Raw genomic sequence first — 20,554 nt, 5'->3', positions numbered from 1 at the left:
TCCGATTTCCTCGGTGCTTTCCAGGCCCCCGCTTTTTCTTCGCGGTTTCCCTTCCGGCGTTTCCGACTCTATCAGATCCTTTCGGCGTCTGATTCCCAGTCAGAGGGGGTTGCCTTCCCGGCTGTTGGGCCGTTCCGACGTCCCAAACCTTAGCGGATCCGCCCCGGGAGTTCCTAATCGAGCCGCCGGAGCCCTGTCGAATTGAATTCGGACACGCCGAAGGCAATCCCATAGGGAGATCGTGCTGGTGGTTTGAGGTGCCGCTTCGAGCGGCGGAGGTGCTACCGGAGAACCGTTACGGCTCGGCGGCAACCCGAAGAACCCTACGGATCAGGCAGGGGCGTGTCAAGCGCCCCTTGTCAAGATCTTTAATCGAGGTCGCTGAGGCGCCCGCCGGCGTCCGGCTGGGCGTCCTCCACGCGGCGCAGCAGCCGGGTGAGGGCTTCGCCGAGGGTGGTGCGCTCGTCCGGGGAGAGGTCCTGCAGCAGGTCCTCCTCGAAGACGGACGCGAGACGCATGGCCTCCAGCCACTTCTCGCGGCCCTCGGGGGTCAGCTCGACGATGACGCGGACCCGGTTGGTCTCGTCTCGTTCCCGGTTCACCAGGCCCTCGGTGACCATGCGGTCGATCCGGTGGGTCATCGCGGCCGGTGTGAGGCCGAGGCGCTTGGCGAGGTCACCGGGGCCCATCCGGTAGGGCGCCCCGGACAGGACGAGGGCCTTGAGGACCTCCCAGTCGGCGTTGCTGATGCCGAGGGCGGCGGTCTGACGGCCGTAGGCGACGTTCATACGGCGGTTCAGCCGGGACAGGGCCGAGACGATCTTCTCCACCTGGGGGTCCAGGTCCCGGAACTCGCGCTGGTAGGCGGCGATCTGCTCTTCGAGGGTCGGCTCGCCGTCGATGCCGATGCTGTCGGGTGTGTCGGCCATGGCCGCCAGTATCGCATGAGGTCGTTGGCGTCAAAGTTCTTCGAGGTGTAGAGTTTAGCTTTGAAATTTAGCTTTGAAGTCTTCGGTTCTAAGTCCTTGAGGTCTGTCGGGCTGTCGGGGACGTCTGAGAGAGGTGAACGTGACCAGGGAGAAGGGCGCGGCGATGCGCCGGATCCACGTGGGCAACGCGCTCAGCGCGTTCGGGCTCGGCTTCACCGTCCCCTACCTGTACGTCTACGTGGCGCAGGTGCGGGGGCTGGGGGCCATGACGGCGGGGATGGTGCTCGCCGTGTTCGCCGTGGCAGCGCTGATCGTGCTGCCGTTCGCCGGCCGGGCGATCGTGCGGCGCGGCCCGCTCCCGGTGCTGCTCACCGCCCTGGTCACCGCCGCCGTGGGCGCACTCGCGCTGGGGCTCGCCGGTAGCGCCGCGGCCGTACTGACCGCCGCGGGCGCGCTGGGCGCCGGGCAGGCCGTGATGCAGCCGGCGCTGGCGACGATGATCGTGGACTGCTCGGCGTCGGAGACGCGGTCGCGGGCGTTCGCGACGCAGTTCTTCCTGCAGAACCTCGGGCTGGGGGTCGGTGGGCTCATCGGCGGGCACCTGGTGGACACCAGCCGGGTGTCGTCCTTCACCCTGCTCTTCGCGATCGAGGCGGCGATGTTCCTGCTGCTGGTCGTGGTGATGACGACGGTCCGGATGCCGCACGCTCCCCGCGTCGGGGACGCCCCTCGGTCGGCCGGGGGCAGCTGGCGGCAACTGGTCGGCAACCGCGCCATGGTGCAGCTGTGCGTGCTGGGGTTCGTGCTGTTCTTCGCCTGCTACGGGCAGTTCGAGTCGGGGCTGGCGGCGTACGGCGTCGAGGCCGCCGGGATCTCGACGTCCGCAATGGGGACCGCGCTGGCCGCCAACACCGCGGTGATCGTCGTGGCGCAGTTCCTGGTGTTGCGGTTCGTCGAGCGGCGCAGGCGGTCGCGGGTGATCGCGAGCGTCGGGCTGATCTGGGCCGTGGCGTGGGGCGTGGCCGGGTACGCGGGTCTGGGGCACGGCAGCCAGGCCATGGCGACGGCGGCGTTCGTGTCGACGTACGCGCTGTTCGGGCTCGGTGAGGCGATGCTGTCGCCGACGCTCGGTCCGCTGGTGGCGGATCTGGCGCCGGAGGGCATGGCGGGTCAGTACAACTCGGCGTTCGCCCTGGTGAAGCAGCTGGCGCTGGCGGTGGGGCCGGCGGTCGGCGGGCCGTTGGGGGCCTCGCTGCACGGGGCGTACGTCGTGACGTTCCTGTTGTTCTCGTTCGGCATCACGGTGCTGGCGCTGCGGCTGGGCCGGCGGCTCACCGCCGTGCAGGACCATCCGTGGCGGGCGCGGAACCGGGTCGTCGCGCGGGGTGGGGCCGCCGTGGAGCCGGTGGCCAGCACGTCCTGAGCGACGGCCCGGCCGGGTCAGCGTTCGGCCGTGGCGAGCAGGGCGGTGAAGGGGAGGCGGGCCGTGCCGTCGGGCTCCAGGTAGTCGGCCATGCGGGTGGTGAGGTCGGCGCAGGCGCGGTCGAAGGTCTCGGGGCCGGCGGCGGTGAGGGACCGGGTCCAGGGCACGGAGGTCATCTGGCCGGGGATCCAGTCGGTGAGAACGGGTGTGACGACCTCCCGGGTGAGCTGTCGGACGGTGATGTTCCGAAGTCCGGCGGCGGTGAAGGCGTCGGTGAGGGACCCGGTGTCGCAGGAGAACGCTCCGGCGGCCGCCACCACGTCCTCGGGTGCGGCGTACTCCTCGATGACCTCGTACTGGACGGCGAAGTAGGGGCAGCGTTCCATGGCGGCCCAGACGGCGAGCGCGAGCCGTCCGCCGGGGCGCAGGACCCGGGCCGCCTCGGCGACGGCGGCGGACAGGTCGGGGAAGAACTGGGCGCCCTGGTTGCAGAGGACGGCGTCGAAGGACGCGTCGCCGTAGGGGAGGGTGTCGGCGGGCGCCTGGGTGAACTCGATGTCGGGGTAGAGCCGGGGGGCCTTGGCGGCGGCCAGCTTGAGCATGTCCGGGTTGATGTCGGCGGCCGCTACGTGGCCGGTGGGGCCTGCCTGGGCGGCCGCCGCCCGGGCGACGAAGCCGGTGCCGCAGGCGAGGTCGAGGACGTGGGCGCCCGGTGAGAGGTCCACGGCGTCGAGCAGGGCGTCGATGAAGGGCCTCATCAACGGCGCGATGTACCGCTCGTAGCGTTCGGGGGCGTTTCCCTGGAGCTGGAATCCGCTGTCGTTGCGCATGGGTCATGCTCCTAGCACTCCCGCGGCGGGTCGCCTAGGTGGCGCGTGGGAGTGCGAACTCGCACCACACTGCTTTTCCGCCACCCGGCGTGCGCCGTGCGCCCCAGTTGGCGGCGATGGTCGCGACGATGGCGATGCCCCGGCCCGACTCGTCACCGGGTTCCGCCTGCCGTCGCCTCGGCAGGTGGTCGTCACCGTCGGTGACCTCGATGATCAGACGGCGGTCGGTGCGGCGCAACCGCAGCCGCATGGGCGGGGTGCCGTGCTGGAGCGAGTTGGCGACGAGTTCGCTGGCCGCGAGGACGCCGAGGTCGTGCAGGTCGACCGGGAAGCGCCAGCTGGTGAGGACGCCGGAGGCGAAGGCACGCGCGCGTGGGGCGGCCTCCACGCCGCCGAGGAGTTCCAGGGCGGCGTTGCGGAAGAGTTCGCCGTCGGTGCCGGAGCGGGCGGGCTGCTGGAGGACGAGGACGGCAACGTCGTCGTCGTGGTCGGCGGTGACGCCGGTCGAGCGCAGCAGGCGGTCGCAGACGACCTGCGGGCTGCCGGTGGCTCCGGCGAGGGCGCCGGCGAGGGTGCTGATGCCTTCGTCGAGGTCCGCGTCACGGCGTTCGACGAGGCCGTCGGTGTAGAGGACGGCGGTGGAGCCGGGGCCGAGGGGCATCGATCCCGAGGTGTGCATCCAGCCGCCGGTACCGAGGGGCGGGCCGGTGGGTTCGTCGGCGCGCCGTACGGTGCCGTGCTCGTCGCGGACCAGGATGGGCAGGTGGCCGGCGGAGGCGTACACCAGCCGGCCCTCGTTGGGGTCGTGGACGGCGTAGACGCAGGTGGCGATCTGGTTGGCGTCGATCTCGGTGGCGAGGCCGTCGAGGAGCTGCAGCACTTCGTGCGGGGGCAGGTCGAGGCGGGCGTAGGCCCGGACGGCGGTGCGCAGCTGGCCCATGACGGCTGCGGCGCGCACGCCGCGGCCCATCACGTCGCCGATGACGAGGGCGGTGCGGCCGCCGCCGAGGGTGATGACGTCGTACCAGTCGCCGCCGACGGCGGCTTCGGTGCCGCCGGGCTGGTAGGTGGCGGCGACGCGCAGGTCGTCCGGTTGTTCGAGCTCCTGGGGCAGCAGGGAGCGTTGCAGGGTGACGGCGGTCTCGCGCTGGCGGCGCTCGCTGGCGCGCAGGCGGGCGGCGGCCTCGGCGTGGTCGGTGACGTCGGTGGCGAACACCAGCACCGCGCCGTCGCCGTCGACGGGGGTGCAGGTGAACGTGTAGGAGCGGCCGTCGGGTGCCTTGCGGGACTTCAGGGTGCGCGGTCTGCCGCTGCGCAGGGCCTGGTCGAGCAGGGGCATCAGACCGAGGTCGCGCAGTTCGGGGAGGGCCTCTGCGGCGGGTTCGCCGGGCGGGCGCATGCCGAAGGCCGCTTCGTAGGCGTCGTTGACGTAGGCGAGGCGGTGGTCGGGGCCGTGGACGAGGGCGACGAGGGCGGGGACGCGGTCGAGGACGTCCCGGACGGGGAGTTCGTCGAGGGCGGGGACGGGGGGCGGTTCGTCGGTGAGTTGTTCCGCGCGGGCCGCGGGGACGGAACCTTCGCCGCGCCGGTCGGGGGTGGCCGGGTGTTCGGCCCGCGCGGCAGCGCGGCGCTGTGTTCCGGGGAGCCGGGCGCTCCAGCGCGTGAAGTTCACGAATCCTTGCCTCGTGGTAGTCGTCGTCGGCCGGCTCCGGGCGCGGCCTGCGGTCCGGGGCCGTGGGGTGGTGGGCGCGGCACCCGGGGACGCGGCACTTGGGAACAGCCTCGTAGGTCGCGGGACGGGTGGGTGGCCCGCCGGGCTCGGGGAGCGGTGGTGAGCAGTCTGGCAGTGCGGCCGTCCGGGCCGACAATCGTCAGACGCCGGGGCGGCCGGTGGAGTTCCTGGATCGGGTAGGTCTACTCCTTCGAGTCGTTCCCGGTGGGTTTCCCCGGGTTGTGAGAAGGCTTTCCACCGGCAGCCAGTTCGAACTCCGCGCGGGGATGTTCGAGTGAACCGAGGGAGACGATCTCTCGTTCGAAGAGGCCCGACAGGGTCCATTCCGCCAGGACGCGGGTCTTGCGGTTCAGGGTGGGCACGCGGCTGAGGTGGTAGGCGCGGTGTATGAACCAGGCGGGGTAGCCCTTGAGGGTGCGTCCGCGGATCCGGGCGACGCCCTGGTGGAAGCCGAGGGAGGCGACGGAGCCGGTCTGGCGGTGGGCGTAGGGCCGCAGGGGTTCGCCGCGCAGGGAGCGGGCGATGTTGTCGCCGAGGAGCCGGGCCTGGCGGACGGCGTGCTGGGCGTTGGGCGCGGTGTGGCGGCCGGGTTCGGGGGCGGTGACGTCGGGTACGGCGGCGGCGTCTCCCGCCGCCCACGCGTGCGGGGTGCCCTCGACGGTGAGCTCGGGGGTGCAGCGGAGCCGTCCGCCCTCGGTCAACGGGAGGTCGGTGGCGGCGAGCAGGGGGTGGGGCCGGACTCCTGCGGTCCACACGATCGTCCGGGTGGGGAAGCGGGAGCCGTCGCTGAGGGTGGCGACACGGTGCAGGCAGGACTCCAGACGGGTGCCGAGGCGTACGTCGATGTTGCGGCGGCGCAGTTCGCTGACGGTGTAGCGGGCGAGGCCGGGGCCGACCTCGGGAAGGATGCGGTCGGTCGCCTCGACGAGGATCCACTTCATGTCGTCCGGCTGGACGTTGTGGTAGTGGCGGGCGGTGTAGCGGGCCATGTCCTCCAGCTCGCCGAGGGCCTCCACTCCGGCGTAGCCGCCGCCGACGAAGACGAAGGTGAGGGCGGCGTCGCGGATCGCCGGATCGCGGGTGGCGGAGGCGATGTCCATCTGCTCGATGACGTGGTTGCGCAGGCCGATGGCCTCTTCCACGGTCCGGAAGCCGATGGCGTGCTCGGCGAGGCCGGGGACGGGCAGCACGCGGGCGACGGATCCGGGGGCGAGGACGAGTTCGTCGTACGGCAGTCGGGCGGGGGCGGCGCCCTCCCCGTCGGTGGCGAGGGTGGTGAAGGCCGCGGTGCGCGCGGCGTGGTCCACGGCGGTGACCTCGCCGACGACGACACGGCAGTGCGGCAGGATCCGGCGCAGGGGGACGACGACGTGCCGGGGGGAGAGGGAGCCGGCGGCGGCCTCGGGGAGGAACGGCTGGTACGTCATGTAGGGGTCGGGAGTGACGAGGGTGATCTCGACGACGCCGCACCTAAGTTCGCTTTTCAACTTCCTCTGGAGTCGCAGGGCCGTGTACATCCCGACGTAGCCCCCGCCGACAACGAGAATGCGCGCAGGTTCCTTCACCGTCCCATGACGCACCCGGCACCGTTGTTTGTCCACAGCCACGACCATTTGTGTGACCGCGCGCGGTATTCGGCCGGGGATGGCCGAAACGGTGGTGCTCACGACAGTTCCGCAGGTCAGGCGAGGTGCACTGGGGGATGGTCGGGGGTGCAATCGGGACGTACACGACCCGTACTCCGATCGGGGGGCGCTCCGTGCGGAACCTCCCCCTTCTGAATTGACTGTCTCTCAACTATGTTCGTGTCCACGGGGTGTAGGGGGAAACGCGCTTCGGATCCGCAGACGGGCGGAACCGAGGGGCGCGAGCCCGGTTCCACGCGCCCCGGCATTCGATGGCGGGGAGAGTCTCCGGGGGGAGACGTCATTACCGGGGGAACAGTCATGCACATTCAGGATTCTCATTGGTCGTCCGCGTCCACTCTCGCCTCGGGCGGGGCGGTGAGCGCGGCCTTGGGCAACGCACGGGAGGTGTCGCGGACGACGCCGTTGCGCGTGGACGCGCAACGCAATCTGGAGCACGTCCTGAGGGCGGCGCGCGAAGTGTTCGGCGAACTGGGGTACGGCGCGCCGATGGAGGACGTGGCGCGGCGCGCCCGGGTCGGGGTCGGCACGGTCTACCGGCGCTTCCCCAGCAAGGACGTCCTGGTGCGGCGGATAGCCGAGGAGGAGACCTCACGGCTGACCGAGCAGGCGCGCGCGGCCCTGGGCCAGGAGGACGAGCCCTGGTCGGCGCTGTCGCGCTTCCTGCGCACGTCCGTGGCCTCCGGCGCGGGCCGGCTGCTGCCGCCCCAGGTGCTGCGCGTCGGCGTCGCGGAGGACGCCGAGACCGTCGGCGACGAGGCGCGGGTGCCGCAGCAGCGCACCCAGCCGGGCGGTGGGGAGCTGCGGCTGGTGCCGGACGGCGGTGGGCCGGCCGGCGCGGACGACGGCGGGGTGTCGGCGCTGCTCGACGTCGTGGGCCGACTCGTCGAGCGGGCCCGGGCGGCGGGTGAACTGCGGCCGGACGTGTCGGTCTCGGACGTCCTGCTGGTCATCGCCACGGCGGCGCCTTCGCTGCCCGACGCCGCACAGCAGGCGGCCGCGTCGGCACGCCTGCTGGACATCCTGCTGGAGGGGCTGCGGTCGCGGCCGACGGTCTGACGGCCAGGGCGGGACGGGAATCCACCCGTTCCCGCCCGGCCCGCCGGTCCTGGCCGGTCACGCCGCTCCTGGTCCGTCACGCCGGTACCGGTCCGCCCTGGCCCGTCCCGCCGGTCCTGGCCGTCCTGGCCGTCCTGCGGGACGGAAGTCGGCTGTAGAGCCGCTTTCCTGCCACCTCGCGCCCCGCGCACACCACGTGCTCCCTTCCCCGTTCGGGTGAGGGCCGTTACGGCTCCACGAGAAGTCCGCTCGGACGAGTGGACGGCCGGTACTGGACGGCTCCGGCCGAAAGACGATGTGGCAATCTGACCCGGTGGTCGGGACGGGTTGGGCAGGCGGCGGGGGCTGTGCGCGATGAGCGTTGACGGGCGAGACGAGTCGGTCGGTGACGCCGAAGCCGAGGCCGACGGCCCGACCTCTCCGCAGGTACCCAGTCAGGGCGGCCGCGTGGCCACCCCCTTCGAAGCCGGCGTCCCGGCGCAGCGGGAACGGCACGAGGACGGCATCCTGCCGCCGCCCCGGGAGCGGCCGCCGTCCGACGCCGACCTGATCGACCGGATGCGCTCCGGCGACGACACGGCCTACGAGGAGCTGTACCGCCGCCACGCCGACGCCGTACGCCGCTACGCGCGCACCTGCTGCCGGGACGGCCACACCGCCGACGACCTCACCGCCGAGGTGTTCGCCCGCATGCTCCAGGCGGTGCGCGGCGGCTCCGGCCCCGAGCACGCGGTCCGCGCCTATCTGCTGACCTCGGTGCGGCGCGTCGCCGCGCACTGGATCCAGTCCGCCAAGCGGGAACAACTCGTCGACGACTTCGCGGTGTTCGCCGCCCAGGCCGCCAGGTCACCGCAGACCGCCGACGGCGACACCCTCGAACTCGGCGCCGATGTGCGCGCCCTGCACGAGGCCGAGCAGTCCATGGCCATGCGGGCCTTCCGGTCGCTGCCCGAGCGCTGGCAGGCCGTGCTGTGGCACACCGAGGTCGAGGACGAGTCGCCCAGCGAGGTGGCGATGCTCTTCGGGCTCGACGCCAACGGCACCCGGGTGCTCGCCAGTCGCGCCCGCGAGGGCCTGAAGCAGGCGTATCTGCAGGCCCATGTCAGCGCCAGCCTCACCGACGACCAGGAATGTGCCCGCTACGCCGACCAGCTCGGCACCTACGCCCGCCGCCGGCTGCGGGTGCGCGCCGAGCGGGGGCTGCGCAAGCACCTGGAGGAGTGCGCCCGCTGCCGGCTGGCCGCCGCGCAGATCGAGGAGGTCGCCGGCAGCATCCCGGCCGTCGTACCCGTGGCGGTCATCGGCTGGTTCGGCGCCGCCGGATACGCCAAGGCGCTCGGGCTCATCGCCGGCGGGGCCGGGGCAGCGGGTGCCGCGGGCGCGGCCGCCGCGGCGAGCGGCGGCGCCTCCGGCGGGGCCGCGGCCTCGGAAGGGCTGGGAGCACCCGTGAAGGCCGGTATCGCCGCGGGCACGGTCGCGGTGGCGGCGGCCGCGGTGGCCCTGGCGCTGATCGGTGACGACAGCCCCCGGCGCCCGACGGTGGCCCGGCCGACGGTCTCGGCACCGGCGGTGGCGCCCGAACCGGCGCCGCCGAGCCCCGCCCCGACGGTGCCGGAACGGCCGGCCGGGCCGGTGGTGGTGGCGGGTCCCGGATCCACGCCGACGCCCGAGCCGGTCCTGCGGCGCGCCTCCGCGCCCTCCTCCGCGCCCTCCTCCGCGCCCTCCTCCGCCCCGCCGCCGCGTCCTTCGCCCACTCCTCCCCCGAGCCCCGTACCCACGCCTGCGGTCACGCCGCCGCCCCCTCCGACTCCGTCCCCGACACCGCCGGCCGCTCCCCCGCCGCCCGACGTCTACGAACTCAGCGAGCTGGCCTTCGACACCACCGGCGACGGCAGCGGGCCCGAGATCCGACTGGCCGGCAGCAGCTGGGTCTGGCAGCGCCAGGGCGTGTCCATCGCCGACGAGCGGTACGCGCGCGGGGTCACCGTCCACGGCGACTCCTCCGTCACCGTCGACCTGAACCGCGCGTGTTCCTCCTACGACGCTCTGGTCGGCGTCGACGACCTCACCCTGAAGCTCGGTCAGATGTACTTCTCCGTCTGGGCCGACGGCGTCCGGCTGTGGCGCTCCGGCCGGATCAAGGGCGGCGACGCGGCGGTGCCGGTCCATGTGGACCTCACCGGCCGCAGGACCGTACGGCTGGTCGTCGAGCCGCACAGCCACTTCGACTGGGCGGCGCTCGGGGACTGGGCGGAGTCCAAGTTCACCTGCGCCTAGGCGCAGGTGCCTGGTCGGTGGGCCGTCGGTGCCGCCGCCGGTTACCGCCGGATGTCCGGGAGGGTCAGGCCGGTGCCCCGCACGCGCTCGGTGGCGTTGCGCTCGGGGCGCAGAGCCTCGCGGGCGACGGTGCGGCCGTCGGCCTGGGTGCTGCTGCGCGCCCGTCGTGTCCGCTGCTCGTGGCCGGCAGGGCGGGTGCGGGCGGCCCGCCCCGGACCGGGCGCGGGAGCCGCGCGGCCGGCCGCCGCCCCGCCTCTCCGGGGCGCGGCCCTGCGGCACAGGCCCCTGGGGCTCAACCCCCGGAGGACAGCGCGGTGCGCAGCGGGGCTATCCCCGCCGGCACCGCACGCGCGCGTGCGGGTGTTCCGGTCCAGCAGGTGCCCCGGCGGGCGAGCAGCCGGCCGAGCCAGAGCTCCAGGGAGACAAGATCCGCGAGGCCGTCCAGGGGCAGCTGCTCGCCGGAGGCTGCGCCGCGCAGTGCCTTGCGGACGACCCGTGCCTCGACCAGGCCGGCCTGCGCCAGCAGCGGCGTGTCGAACAGGCCGAGCAGGGGGTCCGCGGCCAGGCGCAGCCCGGCCCGCGCGGCGGCCGTCGCGGAGGCCTGGGAGGGTGCTCCCCACCCGGGCGGCAGGTCGGCCACCCCGGCCCCCTTCAGGACCGTGCTCAGGATCGCCGCGCGGGCCCCGGGCCGCACCCGCAGGGTCTCCGGCAGGGTCCGGCAGGCCCTCACCACCTGGTTGTCGAGGAACGGCGCGTGCAGCCGCTGGAAGCGCACCTCCGCGGCCTGTTCGAGGATGCGCAGATCGGCCGCGTACCGGGCGAGAGCCGCCCGCGCGCGATAGTCGCCGGGTCGTTGCCCGGGCCCCACACCGGCCGCCGCGTGCGTCGCCGCGCTCTGCAGCCGAACCGATACTTCGGCGAGCGCCTCCCCGGTCAGCCAGCGGGCGGCCGGTCCCGGCCCGCCCCAGGTCAGCGCGGCCAGGGACGCCCCGACCGCGCCACCGGGGTCGTCGAACCGGCGGTCGAGGAGCCGCTCGGCGAGGCTCTCCACACCCGACCGGTACGGCGTACGGGCGAGCCGACGGGCCGCGCCGTACACGCGCGCGGGGACGAGCACCGAACCGTCCGCCTTGGTCAGCGCGGCGACCGGCCGTACGAGATGGCGGCGCTTGCGGTCCATCAAGAGGTCGGCCAGGCGGGCCGGGTGGGCGTCGAGGACCTGGCGGGCGCCGTGTCCGGTGAAGTGGTCCGCGCTGCCGGCCGCGAGCCGCGCGCGGTGGCGGGCGGCGGTCACCAGGCTGGGACCCGGTTCGTCCGTCAGCGGGCCGTCCAGGTCTGCGTACGGCAGGGTCTCCTCGCCGCCGGTGACCACGACGTGGTGCAGGCGGGGGTTGGTCGCGAGAGTGCCGGCCCGTTCCAGTTCGTCGGTGTCGTGCCCGCCGACGGCCAGGTCGTTGAAGGTGACGGCCAGGAGGCGTTCGCCGGCACCGGTGCCGTGACCGAGCACGGTGCCGGGCATGCCCGGCAGGCCCGCCGCGAGCAGCGCCAGGGTCGCGGAGGCCGGTCCGCCGGAGAGGTCGGCACCGATGCCCGGCGCCGGCATGCCGCGTGCCGCCCGCCGGTCCGCGGGCCCCATGCCGGGTACCGGGCCGGGGTCCATGTCGGCGCCGGGGACGTGCCGGGGAGCCGACATACGCGCGCGTACCGCCTCGACGAGCGCGTCGCGCACCCCGTCGACCGCGCTGTCGGGGTCGGCCGGCGGGGCGGCCACGGCGAGGGAGGCGACGGGCTCGTAGCCGGCGATCTCGCGCGCCCCCGCGCGCAGGATCAGCGCATGCCCCGGCGGAATGCGTCGCACGCCGTCGTACGGGGTGGAGCCGTAGAGGGCGGCCGGTACGTCGGGGGCGGCCAGCAGGGCGGCGAGATGGACGTAGTCGAGGTTGGCCTCGATGAGGTCGGCGAGGGGCAGCGCGGCGGTCGCGTACGCCGTACCTCCCGCCCACGGGGTGTAGAACACCGGCCGTGCGCCGGCCAGGTCGCCGCAGACGGTGACCCTGCGGCCGACCTGGACGACGGCCGTATAGCTGCCGGACCAGGCGGTCAGGTGGCGCAGTGCGCCCCCGCGCGCGGCGAGCAGTCCGACGCGCAGCTGTTCGTCGGAGGCACCGCACATGCCGAGGACCGCGATGCGGGTCCGGTCGTCGGCCCTGACCACGCGGACCTCGTCGGGGCGCCAGTCGCCCACCGCCCACAGCGGGTCGGGATCGCCCCACAGCAGCTGGGAGCCCACGGGCTGCAGCGTCTCGCCGTCCGGGCCGACGGCACCGCCGCGCCCGTCGTGGAGCGCGCCGCCGCCGAGTCCGCCGTGGTCGCGGCCGTCGGCGGTGCTGCTCCATCCCACCAACCACCGCATCGACGCCTCCACATGCCGTGGACAACCAGTGCACCGTACGAACGGTTCACCATGCTGCCACGAAGAAGGCGCCCCGGAGGGCAGGCGGGTCGGCTTGTGATCCGGGGAGTGCGCCCGCGCAAAGGGGTGCACGCGGGGGAGTGCGCCCGCGCGTACCCCCGCCACCTCGACGCGAATGCGCCCCCGGTAGGCTCCCCGAAAACACCCTGCGTGCCCTCGATTTGTATGGTGGGAGGCGTTTTCCACCACGGAACACAGGGTCGATTTTCGGCCAATTCCCGTGTCTGATCGTCTTGTCGGTCGGCCGTCAGGCCGTGTTCGCACACGCTCCGTGCACACCGGAACGGACTGGTCCGCGCGCCGGCCCGGGAGGCGGAGACCACCCCCCGGACCGCTCCGCCGCCCGCGGGGATGGAGGCGGCGGTGTCCCCCAGCCCACCGGATCCAGTACAGCGGGCCGACCCACGCAGAGCCATGGAACCGCTCCCCGGATGGCCGGAGAAGAGCGCACGCGCAGGCGCACGGCCACACAGCGGGAGCACACCGCGACGGACCGTGCCGAGAGCCGCACTTCAGTACGGACCACAATCCCGCCAACCGGAACAATGCCCCTTAACGCTTGGGATGCGGCGAACTACGCTGGGTTTACGAATGCCGCGTGGTTATGCCAACGCGGCAGCCGTCTGTGTCGAGGGGTGGCGCAATGTCCAGGGAGCAACGCGGGCCGAACGAAAAGCTCGGCGCCGTTCTCGCCCTCGCGGGAATCAGCAACGCCGGACTCGCACGGCGCGTCAACGACCTTGGCGCCCAACGCGGGTTGACACTGCGCTACGACAAGACGTCGGTGGCGCGCTGGGTGTCGAAGGGCATGGTTCCGCAGGGTGCAGCACCGCACCTCATCGCGGCCGCGATCGGCCAGAAGCTCGGCCGGCCGGTGCCGCTGCACGAGATCGGCCTCGCGGACGCGGACCCCGCGCCGGAGGTCGGCCTCGCCTTCCCCCGCGACGTCGGACAGGCGGTGAAGTCGGCGACCGACCTGTACCGGCTGGATCTGGCCGGGCGCCGGGCCGGCTCCGGCGGCATCTGGCAGTCCCTGGCCGGATCGTTCGCAGTAAGCGCGTACGCGACGCCCGCCTCACGGTGGCTGATAACCCCGGCCGACAGTTCGGTGGCCCGTGAGGCGAACCCCGCCGAGGGTTCCGGCGCACCGATCAAAGTCGGCCACAGCGACGTGCGCAAGCTCCGGGAAGCGGCCGAGGACGCCAGGCGCTGGGACTCCAAGTACGGGGGTGGCGACTGGCGTTCGTCCATGGTGCCCGAATGCCTGCGCGTCGAGGCGGCGCCGCTGCTGCTCGGCTCGTACTCCGACGAGGTCGGACGGGCGCTGTTCGGCGCCAGTGCCGAACTGACCCGGCTGGCCGGGTGGATGGCCTTCGACACCGGCCAGCAGGAGGCCGCCCAGCGCTACTACATCCAGGCGCTGCGTCTGGCGCGGGCGGCGGCGGACGTACCCCTCGGCGGCTACGTGCTGGCGTCCATGTCCCTGCAGGCCACCTACCGCGGCTTCGGCGACGAGGGCGTCGACCTGGCGCAGGCCGCCCTGGAGCGCAACCGGGGACTGGCGACCGCCCGCACCATGAGCTTCTTCCGGCTCGTCGAGGCGCGGGCACACGCGCGTGCGGGCGACGCGCAGGCGGCGGGGTCCGCGCTGAAGGCGGCCGAGGGGTGGCTGGAGCGGGCCCGGGACGGGGACGCGGACCCCTCGTGGCTCGGGTTCTACTCCTACGACCGGTTCGCCGCCGACGCGGCCGAGTGCTACCGGGACCTGAAGGCGCCGCGCCAGGTACGCAGATTCACCGAGCAGGCGCTGTCCAGTCCGACGGAGGAGTTCGTGCGCTCGCACGGACTGCGGCTGGTGGTGTCGGCGGTCGCCGAGCTGGAGTCGGGGAACCTCGACGCGGCCTGCGAGCAGGGGGTGCGCGCCGTGGAGGTGGCCGGGCGGATCTCCTCGGCGCGGACGACGGAGTACGTCAAGGACCTGCTGCACCGGCTGGAGCCGTACGGGGACGAGCCACGGGTGGTGGAGCTGCGGGAGCGGGCCAGGCCGCTGCTCATGACTCCCGCGTAGCCTTCCCGGCGTCCGGCCGTCGCGCACGTCGCGGGGACTGCCGGACGCGAGGCTCGGTCACGCGGTCGCCCGCATCCCGTGCGCGGCGCGGCCGGAACCCGCGTTTGAACGCGTTGTCAGTGGCGCAGTGCACTATCGGAGGCGGGAGGTGGTGCCGGTGGCGGCTGGGCCGGGTTTCGACTGCGACGTGCTCGTGATCGGTGGGGGGATCGTCGGGCTGTCGACCGCGTTCGCGATCAGCAGGGCCGCGCCCGGCACCCGGGTCACCGTGCTGGAGAAGGAGCCTGGTCCGGCACGGCACCAGACCGGGCGGAACAGCGGGGTGATCCACAGCGGCATCTACTACCGCCCGGGGTCCCTGAAGGCTCGGTACGCGGTGCGCGGCGCCGCCGAGATGATCAAGTTCTGCGCGGAGTACGACATTCCGCACGCGGTGACCGGAAAGCTGATCGTCGCCACCGAGCGGTCCGAGCTGCCCCGGCTGCACGCCCTGGTCCAGCGCGGCCGGGAGAACGGCATACCGGTCCGGGAACTGGGCGCCTCGCAGATCGCCGAGTACGAGCCGGAAGTGCGGGGCCTGGCCGCCATACACGTGCGGACGACCGGCATCTGCGACTTCGGCGAGGTCGCGCGGCGGCTCGGCGAGGCGTCCGGGGCGGAGATCCGGTACGGCGCCCGGGTGGTCCGGGTCGACCGGCGCCCCGGCCTGGGCGTCGCCGTCCGCACGGCGCGCGGGGAGGTCGTACGCGGGCGGGTGCTGGTGAACTGCGCCGGCCTGTACTGCGACGAGATCGCCCGGCTGACCGGGGACGACCCCGGGGCACGGATCGTGCCGTTCCGGGGCGAGTACTACGAGCTGACGCGGCCCGAGCTGGTGCGCGGACTGGTGTATCCGGTGCCCGACCCTGCGTTCCCGTTCCTCGGTGTCCATCTGACCCGCGGTATCGACGGCGGGGTGCACGTGGGGCCCAACGCGGTGCCGGCGCTGGCCCGCGAAGGATACGGCTGGGGCGTCGTGCGCCCCCGGGAGATCGCGACCACCCTGGCCTGGCCCGGGGCGTGGCGGATGGGGCGGCGGCACTGGCGGTACGGGGCCGGGGAGCTGCGGCGGTCGGTGTCACGGCCGGCCTTCGTGGCGGCGGTGCGCCGCATGCTGCCCGCGGTCGCGGAAACCGATCTGGTGCGGGCGGGGGCCGGGGTGCGGGCGCAGGCCGTACTGCGGGACGGCGGGCTGGTCGACGACTTCCTGATCCAGGAGGGGCAGCGGGCCGTGCACGTGCTGAACGCGCCGTCCCCGGCGGCCACGGCGTCCCTGCCGATCGGACGGGAGGTGGCCCGGCGGGCCCTGGGAGTGCTGGCGGCCTCGTGACGGGGGCACGCGGCCGGGTGCTGTCACACCCTCCCCGTAAAATCGACCGCACTGTGTCTGACTCCGTGAATTCCCCAGAAACGCCCCAGTCCGACCCCGGTGAGCGGCGGCACCTGCCCGGTGCCTCCCTGCGTCACACCCGGGCCAAGGGGGAGCCCCGGTTCCCCGACGGCCCGAAGGCCGATCCCGCCGGGTCGCACTTCGAGCGACGGATCCGGAGCTTCCAGCCGAGGCGCAGCCGGGTCACGGCGGGGCAGGCCGACGCCTTGCAGCGGCTGTGGCCCAAGTGGGGGCTGGACATCGACGGCGGGCGGATCATCGATCCCGCCGAGCTGTTCGGTAACGGCCGGCCGGTGGTCCTGGAGATCGGTTTCGGCATGGGTGAGGCCACCGCGCAGATGGCCGCCGCCGATCCGGACACCAACATCCTCGCCGTGGACGTGCACACCCCCGGGCAGGGCAATCTGCTCAACCTGGCTGACCGGGGCGGCCTGGACAACGTGCGCGTCGCCAACGGGGACGCGATCATCCTGCTGCGCGAGATGCTCGCCCCCGACTCCCTCGACGGGCTGCGCGTCTACTTCCCCGACCCCTGGCCCAAGAAGCGCCACCACAAACGGCGGCTGATCCAGCCGGAGTTCCTCACGCTCGCGGCGGGCCGGCTGAAGCCGGGGGCGGTCGTGCACTGCGCCACCGACTGGGAGCCGTACGCGGAGCAGATGCTCGACGTGCTCACCGCCCACCCCGACTTCGAGAACACTCAGGCCGACGGCGGGTACGCGCCCCGGCCCGGCTTCCGGCCGCTGACCCGCTTCGAGGGCCAGGGGCTGGACAAGGGCCATGTGGTGCACGACCTGCTGTTCCGCCGCACAGCGCACCGCTGACCGCTCCCCCGCTCCGCGCTCGGGCACCATCGCGGGCGGGCCCAACCCTCGTTAGGGTCGATGCCGTGGCCACCAGTCCGACGTACCCGCCCCACCCGCCGCACCCGCCCGCCCCGGACGGCCCCGCGGGCCCCGGAGCGGTGCGGCACGCGCACTGGTGGCAGCGCACCTGGGTGCGGTACGGGGCGCTCGTCACCCTGCTCGCCCTGTCCGGGCTGGTCATCCTGGCCCTGGTACGCGAACAGACCGGCACCGAGGGCTTCCTGGTCGGGCTGGGCCTGGCCGTGCTGCCGGTGCCGCTGCTGGTGGCCGCGTTCCGCTGGCTGGACCGGGTGGAACCCGGCCCCTGGCGCAACCTGGTGTTCGCCTTCGCCTGGGGCGCCTGCGCGGCCGCGCTCATCGCCATCATCGCCAACAGCTTCGCCACCAAGTGGATCGCCACGGCCACCGCCGACCCCTCCGGCGCGGACACCCTCGGCGCGACCGTCATAGCTCCCGTCGTCGAGGAGTCGGCGAAGGCGGCCGCCGTGCTCCTCGTCTTCCTCTTCCGCAGACGGGACTTCACGGGGATCGTCGACGGCGTCGTCATAGCCGGGGTGACCGCGACCGGCTTCGCGTTCACCGAGAACATCCTCTACCTCGGCACCGCCTTCGGCACCGACCAGCTCACCGGCGACAGCGGGATCGCCTCCGTCACCGCCGCGACGTTCTTCGTGCGCGTCATCATGTCCCCCTTCGCGCACCCCCTGTTCACCGTGCTCACCGGTCTCGGCTTCGGCATCGCCGCGCTGTCGGCGGAGCGGCAGCGCGTGCGGCGGGTGCTGCTGCCGCTGGCCGGACTGCTGCTCGCGATGGGCATGCACGCCCTGTGGAACGGTTCCACGACGTTCGGCGACTACGGGTTCTTCGCCGTGTACGGCGCCTTCATGGTGCCCGCGTTCGCGGTGCTGACCTGGCTGGTGGTGTGGACGCGCCAGCGGGAGCTGGCCACCGTGCGGGAGGAACTGCCGGTGTACGCCGTCGCGGGGTGGCTGACGCCGGGCGAACCGGTGGCGCTGGGCTCCATGCGGGCGCGGAAGCTGGCGCGGGAGCACGCGAAGCAGCGACTGGGCGGAGCTGCCGCCCGGGCCGTCGCCGAGTACGAGGCGTACGCGACCTCGCTGGCGTTCCTGCGGCATCGCGGGCGGCGGGGGCGTGCGGGGGCCGGCTTCGTCGAACGGGAACGGGAGTTGCTGAACGAGTTGTGGCGGCGCCGGGAGGTGGCGCGACCCGCGCTGGGGTACGCGGCCCGGATCGTGGCACCGGTGCCGTTGCCGATGCCGACGCAGTGGCCGGTGCCGACGCAGTGGCCGGGGTACGGGTATCCCGGCCCGGGGGCACAGCAGGCGGCGGGGCCGCCGCACCCGGGCGGGCAGCACCCCGGTATGCCACACCCAGGTGGGCAGCACCCGGGCGTGCAGCACCCAGCTGCGCCGTACCCGTCAGGACCGTACCCGGCGGGGCCGTACCCGTCCGGGCCCTATCCGGCGCACAACCCGTACCGGACGTAAGGCCGGACCGGGGTCCGGCCGTTCGGCACCGCCGGCACGGGAGGCCGTTTCGCTGAACCCTGGCCGAGACTCGGCGCCGCCGGCACGGGAAGCCGTTCGCTGAACCCTCGCCGAGGCCTCGTGGACTCTCGCGAACGGATATCAGCGGCCCGCCGGGGAGCCCGTCAGGCCGACGCCTCCGTCAGGCGGGTCAGTTCCTCCCCGGTCAGCGTGAGGTCCGCGAGGCCCAGGAGGGCCGGGAGCTGGTCCGTCGTACGGGCCGAGGCGATGGGGGCGGCCACGGTGGGCTGGGCGGCGAGCCATGCCAGGGCGACCGTGGCGACCGGGACGTCGTGGGCCCGGGCCGTCTCGTCCAGCGCGGTCAGAACACGAACGCCCCGCTCGGTGCCGAGGTGCTTGGCGGCCCCGGCGGCCCGGGCGCTGTCCACCGTCGTACCGGGGCGGTACTTGCCGGTGAGGAAGCCGGACGCGAGCGCGAAGTACGGCACCGCGGCCAGGCCCTCCGCGGCGGCGAGGTCCCGCAGGGCCCCCTCGTACGTGTCACGGGAGACCAGGTTGTAGTGCGGCTGGAGGGCGACGTAGCGGGCCAGGCCCTCGCGGTCGGAGAAGTCCAGGGACTGCCGCAGCCGCCCGGGCCCGATGTTGGAGGCCGCGATGTGCCGGACCTTGCCGGCCCGCACCAGTTCGTCCAGTGCGCCGATGATCTCCTCGACCGGGGTGTCGGGCTGGTCGAAGTGCGTGTAGTAGAGGTCGATACGGTCGGTGCCCAGGCGCCGCAGCGAGGCGTCGGCGGCCGCCTTGATCGTGGCGGCGGACAGCCCCCGGTACTCGGGGTGCTGGCTCACCTTGGTCGCGATCACCACGTCGTCACGGTTGCCGCGCGCCCTGAGCCACTTGCCGATGACCGTCTCGGACTCGCCGCCGCTGTTGCCGTCGACCCACGCGGAGTAGGAGTCGGCGGTGTCGAGGAAGTTACCGCCGGCCGCCGTGTAGGCGTCCAGTACGGCGAAGGAGGCCGCCTCGTCGGCGGTCCAGCCGAATACGTTGCCGCCCAGGGCGAGCGGGGAGACGGCGAGGTCGGAGTTGCCGAGCTTGCGCAGAGAAGTCATGTATCAGTGCAACGATCACTCGGAGCCGCTGATTCCACCGACCGCACTCATGGCCGCCGACCGCACCCATGGCCCGCCGACCTCGCACACGCCCCGCCGACCACGCTCACGTCCCGTCCACCGCGCCCACCGGTCCGTCACCGCCCCGCCGGGCGTCAGATCAGACGGACAGGCCCTTGCCGCGCAGCCACGCCGCCGGGTCGATGCCGCTCGCCGCACCGTCGGGGTGGACCTCCAGGTGCAGGTGGGCGCCGGTGACGTTGCCGGTCGCGCCCACGCGGCCGATGACCTCGCCCGTGGACACCTTCTGCCCCACGCTCACGCTGATCGACGACTGGTGGGCGTACCAGAGCTCCGTGCCGTCGTCGAGCGTGAGGACGGTCTTGTAGCCGTAGGAACCGTCCCAGCCGGCGAAGGTGATCGTGCCGCTGTGGATGGCCTTGAGGAGCGTGCCCGTGGGCGCGGCGAAGTCGAGGCCGGTGTGGTACCCGGAGGACCAGTAGGCGCCGGCCTGACCGAAGGTCGAGGTGATGGTGTACGAGGAGGTCGGCAGCGTGAACTGCTTGGCGAGCCGGGCGAGTCGCTCCTGCTCGGCCTTGCGCGCGGCTTCCTCCGCCGCCTTCTTCTTGGCGGCCTCGGCGGCGGCCTCGGCCTCCTCCTCGGCCTTGGCGACGGCCTCGGCCTCCGCCTTGGCGACCGCGGCCTGCGCGGCGGCCTGGGCCTTGGTCTCGACCTGGCTCTGCTGCGACTCGGCCTGCGCCATGATCCGGTTGCGCAGCGCCTCGCCGGCGTCGGCGGAGCCCTGGGCGGCGTCGGCCGCGGGGGCGGCCAGGCTGCTGAGCGCGGCGCCGTCGTCGGCGTCGGTGTCGTCCGAGCCGCCGTCGTCGGAGATCAGCGAGCCGACACCCGGCAGGTCGGGCAGGGAGATGGCGACCGGCGGCTTGCCGGTGTTGGCGCTGGCCATACCGCCGGCGCTGACGGCGGCTATGACGCCGACGCCGAGCACGGTGGAGCTGCGGGCGAACCCACCGCCGCGCTGCTTGGCGACGCGGTGCCGGCCGCGCACCGGGCGAATGGAATCCGCGGTGGGGTTCCACTCCTCCCAGGGGCCCTCGTCGCTGCGGTGGCCGCCGTAGCCGAACGTCTCGGTGAGACGCGGGCCGGGCACGGACGGGGCTTCTGGGGCAGGCCGGTTGGACGCCACG

Annotated in this window: 15 protein-coding genes; 7 read left to right on the top strand and 8 right to left on the bottom strand. The window is 73.5% G+C overall.

Annotated elements, in window-relative coordinates:
* Positions 1-368: 368 nt before the first annotated feature.
* Entirely contained in the window at positions 369-929 is a 561-nt protein-coding gene (locus tag AC3ET3_RS01990; protein WP_432139078.1) for a MarR family winged helix-turn-helix transcriptional regulator, read from the bottom strand.
* 163 nt (positions 930-1,092) lie between these two features.
* On the opposite strand from AC3ET3_RS01990, the gene AC3ET3_RS01985 reads away from it, so the two are divergent.
* The gene (locus AC3ET3_RS01985) at positions 1,093-2,352 is read left to right on the top strand and encodes an MFS transporter (protein WP_435611506.1); all 1,260 of its coding nucleotides are present in this window, start codon (positions 1,093-1,095) and stop codon (positions 2,350-2,352) included.
* Positions 2,353-2,369: 17 nt separating this feature from the next.
* On the opposite strand, the gene AC3ET3_RS01980 is transcribed toward AC3ET3_RS01985, so the two are convergent.
* The 3 genes from AC3ET3_RS01980 to AC3ET3_RS01970 all read right to left on the bottom strand — a co-directional run bounded on the left by AC3ET3_RS01980 (position 2,370) and on the right by AC3ET3_RS01970 (position 6,527).
* Positions 2,370-3,182: a class I SAM-dependent methyltransferase gene (locus AC3ET3_RS01980; protein WP_432139077.1), complete on the bottom strand. Its 813-nt coding sequence runs from the start codon at positions 3,180-3,182 to the stop codon at positions 2,370-2,372.
* A gap of 34 nt (positions 3,183-3,216) precedes the next feature.
* Complete coding sequence (locus AC3ET3_RS01975) at positions 3,217-4,854, bottom strand: ATP-binding SpoIIE family protein phosphatase (protein ID WP_432139076.1); 1,638 nt, start codon at positions 4,852-4,854, stop codon at positions 3,217-3,219.
* Positions 4,855-5,096: 242 nt separating this feature from the next.
* Positions 5,097-6,527: an NAD(P)/FAD-dependent oxidoreductase gene (locus AC3ET3_RS01970; RefSeq protein WP_432139079.1), complete on the bottom strand. Its 1,431-nt coding sequence runs from the start codon at positions 6,525-6,527 to the stop codon at positions 5,097-5,099.
* A gap of 333 nt (positions 6,528-6,860) precedes the next feature.
* Here AC3ET3_RS01970 and AC3ET3_RS01965 point away from each other — a divergent pair, with 333 nt between their 5' ends.
* Complete coding sequence (locus AC3ET3_RS01965; protein ID WP_432139075.1) at positions 6,861-7,619, top strand: TetR/AcrR family transcriptional regulator; 759 nt, start codon at positions 6,861-6,863, stop codon at positions 7,617-7,619.
* 354 nt (positions 7,620-7,973) lie between these two features.
* Positions 7,974-9,896, top strand: coding sequence for a sigma-70 family RNA polymerase sigma factor (locus tag AC3ET3_RS01960; RefSeq protein WP_435611501.1), 1,923 nt, complete (start codon positions 7,974-7,976; stop codon positions 9,894-9,896).
* Between the two features lie 41 nt (positions 9,897-9,937).
* On the opposite strand, the gene AC3ET3_RS01955 is transcribed toward AC3ET3_RS01960, so the two are convergent.
* Both AC3ET3_RS01955 and AC3ET3_RS01950 read right to left on the bottom strand, forming a co-directional pair.
* On the bottom strand, positions 9,938-10,192 hold the full coding sequence (locus AC3ET3_RS01955; protein WP_435611500.1) for a hypothetical protein: 255 nt from the start codon (positions 10,190-10,192) through the stop codon (positions 9,938-9,940).
* A complete protein-coding gene (locus tag AC3ET3_RS01950) occupies positions 10,189-12,309 on the bottom strand; it encodes an asparagine synthase-related protein (RefSeq protein WP_432139072.1) in 2,121 nt (706 codons plus the stop codon). The genes AC3ET3_RS01955 and AC3ET3_RS01950 overlap by 4 nt, the downstream gene beginning before the upstream one ends.
* A 703-nt stretch (positions 12,310-13,012) precedes the next feature.
* On the opposite strand from AC3ET3_RS01950, the gene AC3ET3_RS01945 reads away from it, so the two are divergent.
* The 4 genes from AC3ET3_RS01945 to AC3ET3_RS01930 all read left to right on the top strand — a co-directional run bounded on the left by AC3ET3_RS01945 (position 13,013) and on the right by AC3ET3_RS01930 (position 18,240).
* Positions 13,013-14,437, top strand: coding sequence for an NsdA family TPR-like regulatory protein (locus AC3ET3_RS01945; RefSeq protein ID WP_432139071.1), 1,425 nt, complete (start codon positions 13,013-13,015; stop codon positions 14,435-14,437).
* Positions 14,438-14,564: 127 nt separating this feature from the next.
* Positions 14,565-15,806: an L-2-hydroxyglutarate oxidase gene (gene lhgO / locus AC3ET3_RS01940; RefSeq protein WP_432139070.1), complete on the top strand. Its 1,242-nt coding sequence runs from the start codon at positions 14,565-14,567 to the stop codon at positions 15,804-15,806.
* A 53-nt stretch (positions 15,807-15,859) separates the two neighbouring features.
* The gene (gene trmB / locus AC3ET3_RS01935) at positions 15,860-16,690 is read left to right on the top strand and encodes a tRNA (guanosine(46)-N7)-methyltransferase TrmB (protein ID WP_432139069.1); all 831 of its coding nucleotides are present in this window, start codon (positions 15,860-15,862) and stop codon (positions 16,688-16,690) included.
* 65 nt (positions 16,691-16,755) lie between these two features.
* Entirely contained in the window at positions 16,756-18,240 is a 1,485-nt protein-coding gene (locus AC3ET3_RS01930) for a PrsW family intramembrane metalloprotease (RefSeq protein ID WP_432139068.1), read from the top strand.
* A 164-nt stretch (positions 18,241-18,404) separates the two neighbouring features.
* Here the strand turns inward: AC3ET3_RS01930 and AC3ET3_RS01925 are convergent, their stop codons facing one another.
* Positions 18,405-19,349 (bottom strand): aldo/keto reductase, encoded by a 945-nt coding sequence (locus AC3ET3_RS01925; protein WP_432139067.1) that lies wholly within the window; start codon positions 19,347-19,349, stop codon positions 18,405-18,407.
* 160 nt (positions 19,350-19,509) lie between these two features.
* Entirely contained in the window at positions 19,510-20,553 is a 1,044-nt protein-coding gene (locus AC3ET3_RS01920) for a M23 family metallopeptidase (RefSeq protein WP_435611499.1), read from the bottom strand.
* Position 20,554: the final 1 nt, after the last annotated feature.

The sequence above is a fragment of the Streptomyces sp. bgisy159 genome (assembly GCF_057707805.1).
The sequence above is the reverse complement of the archived record's forward strand: the minus strand, read 5'-3'. Positions and strand labels throughout refer to the sequence as shown.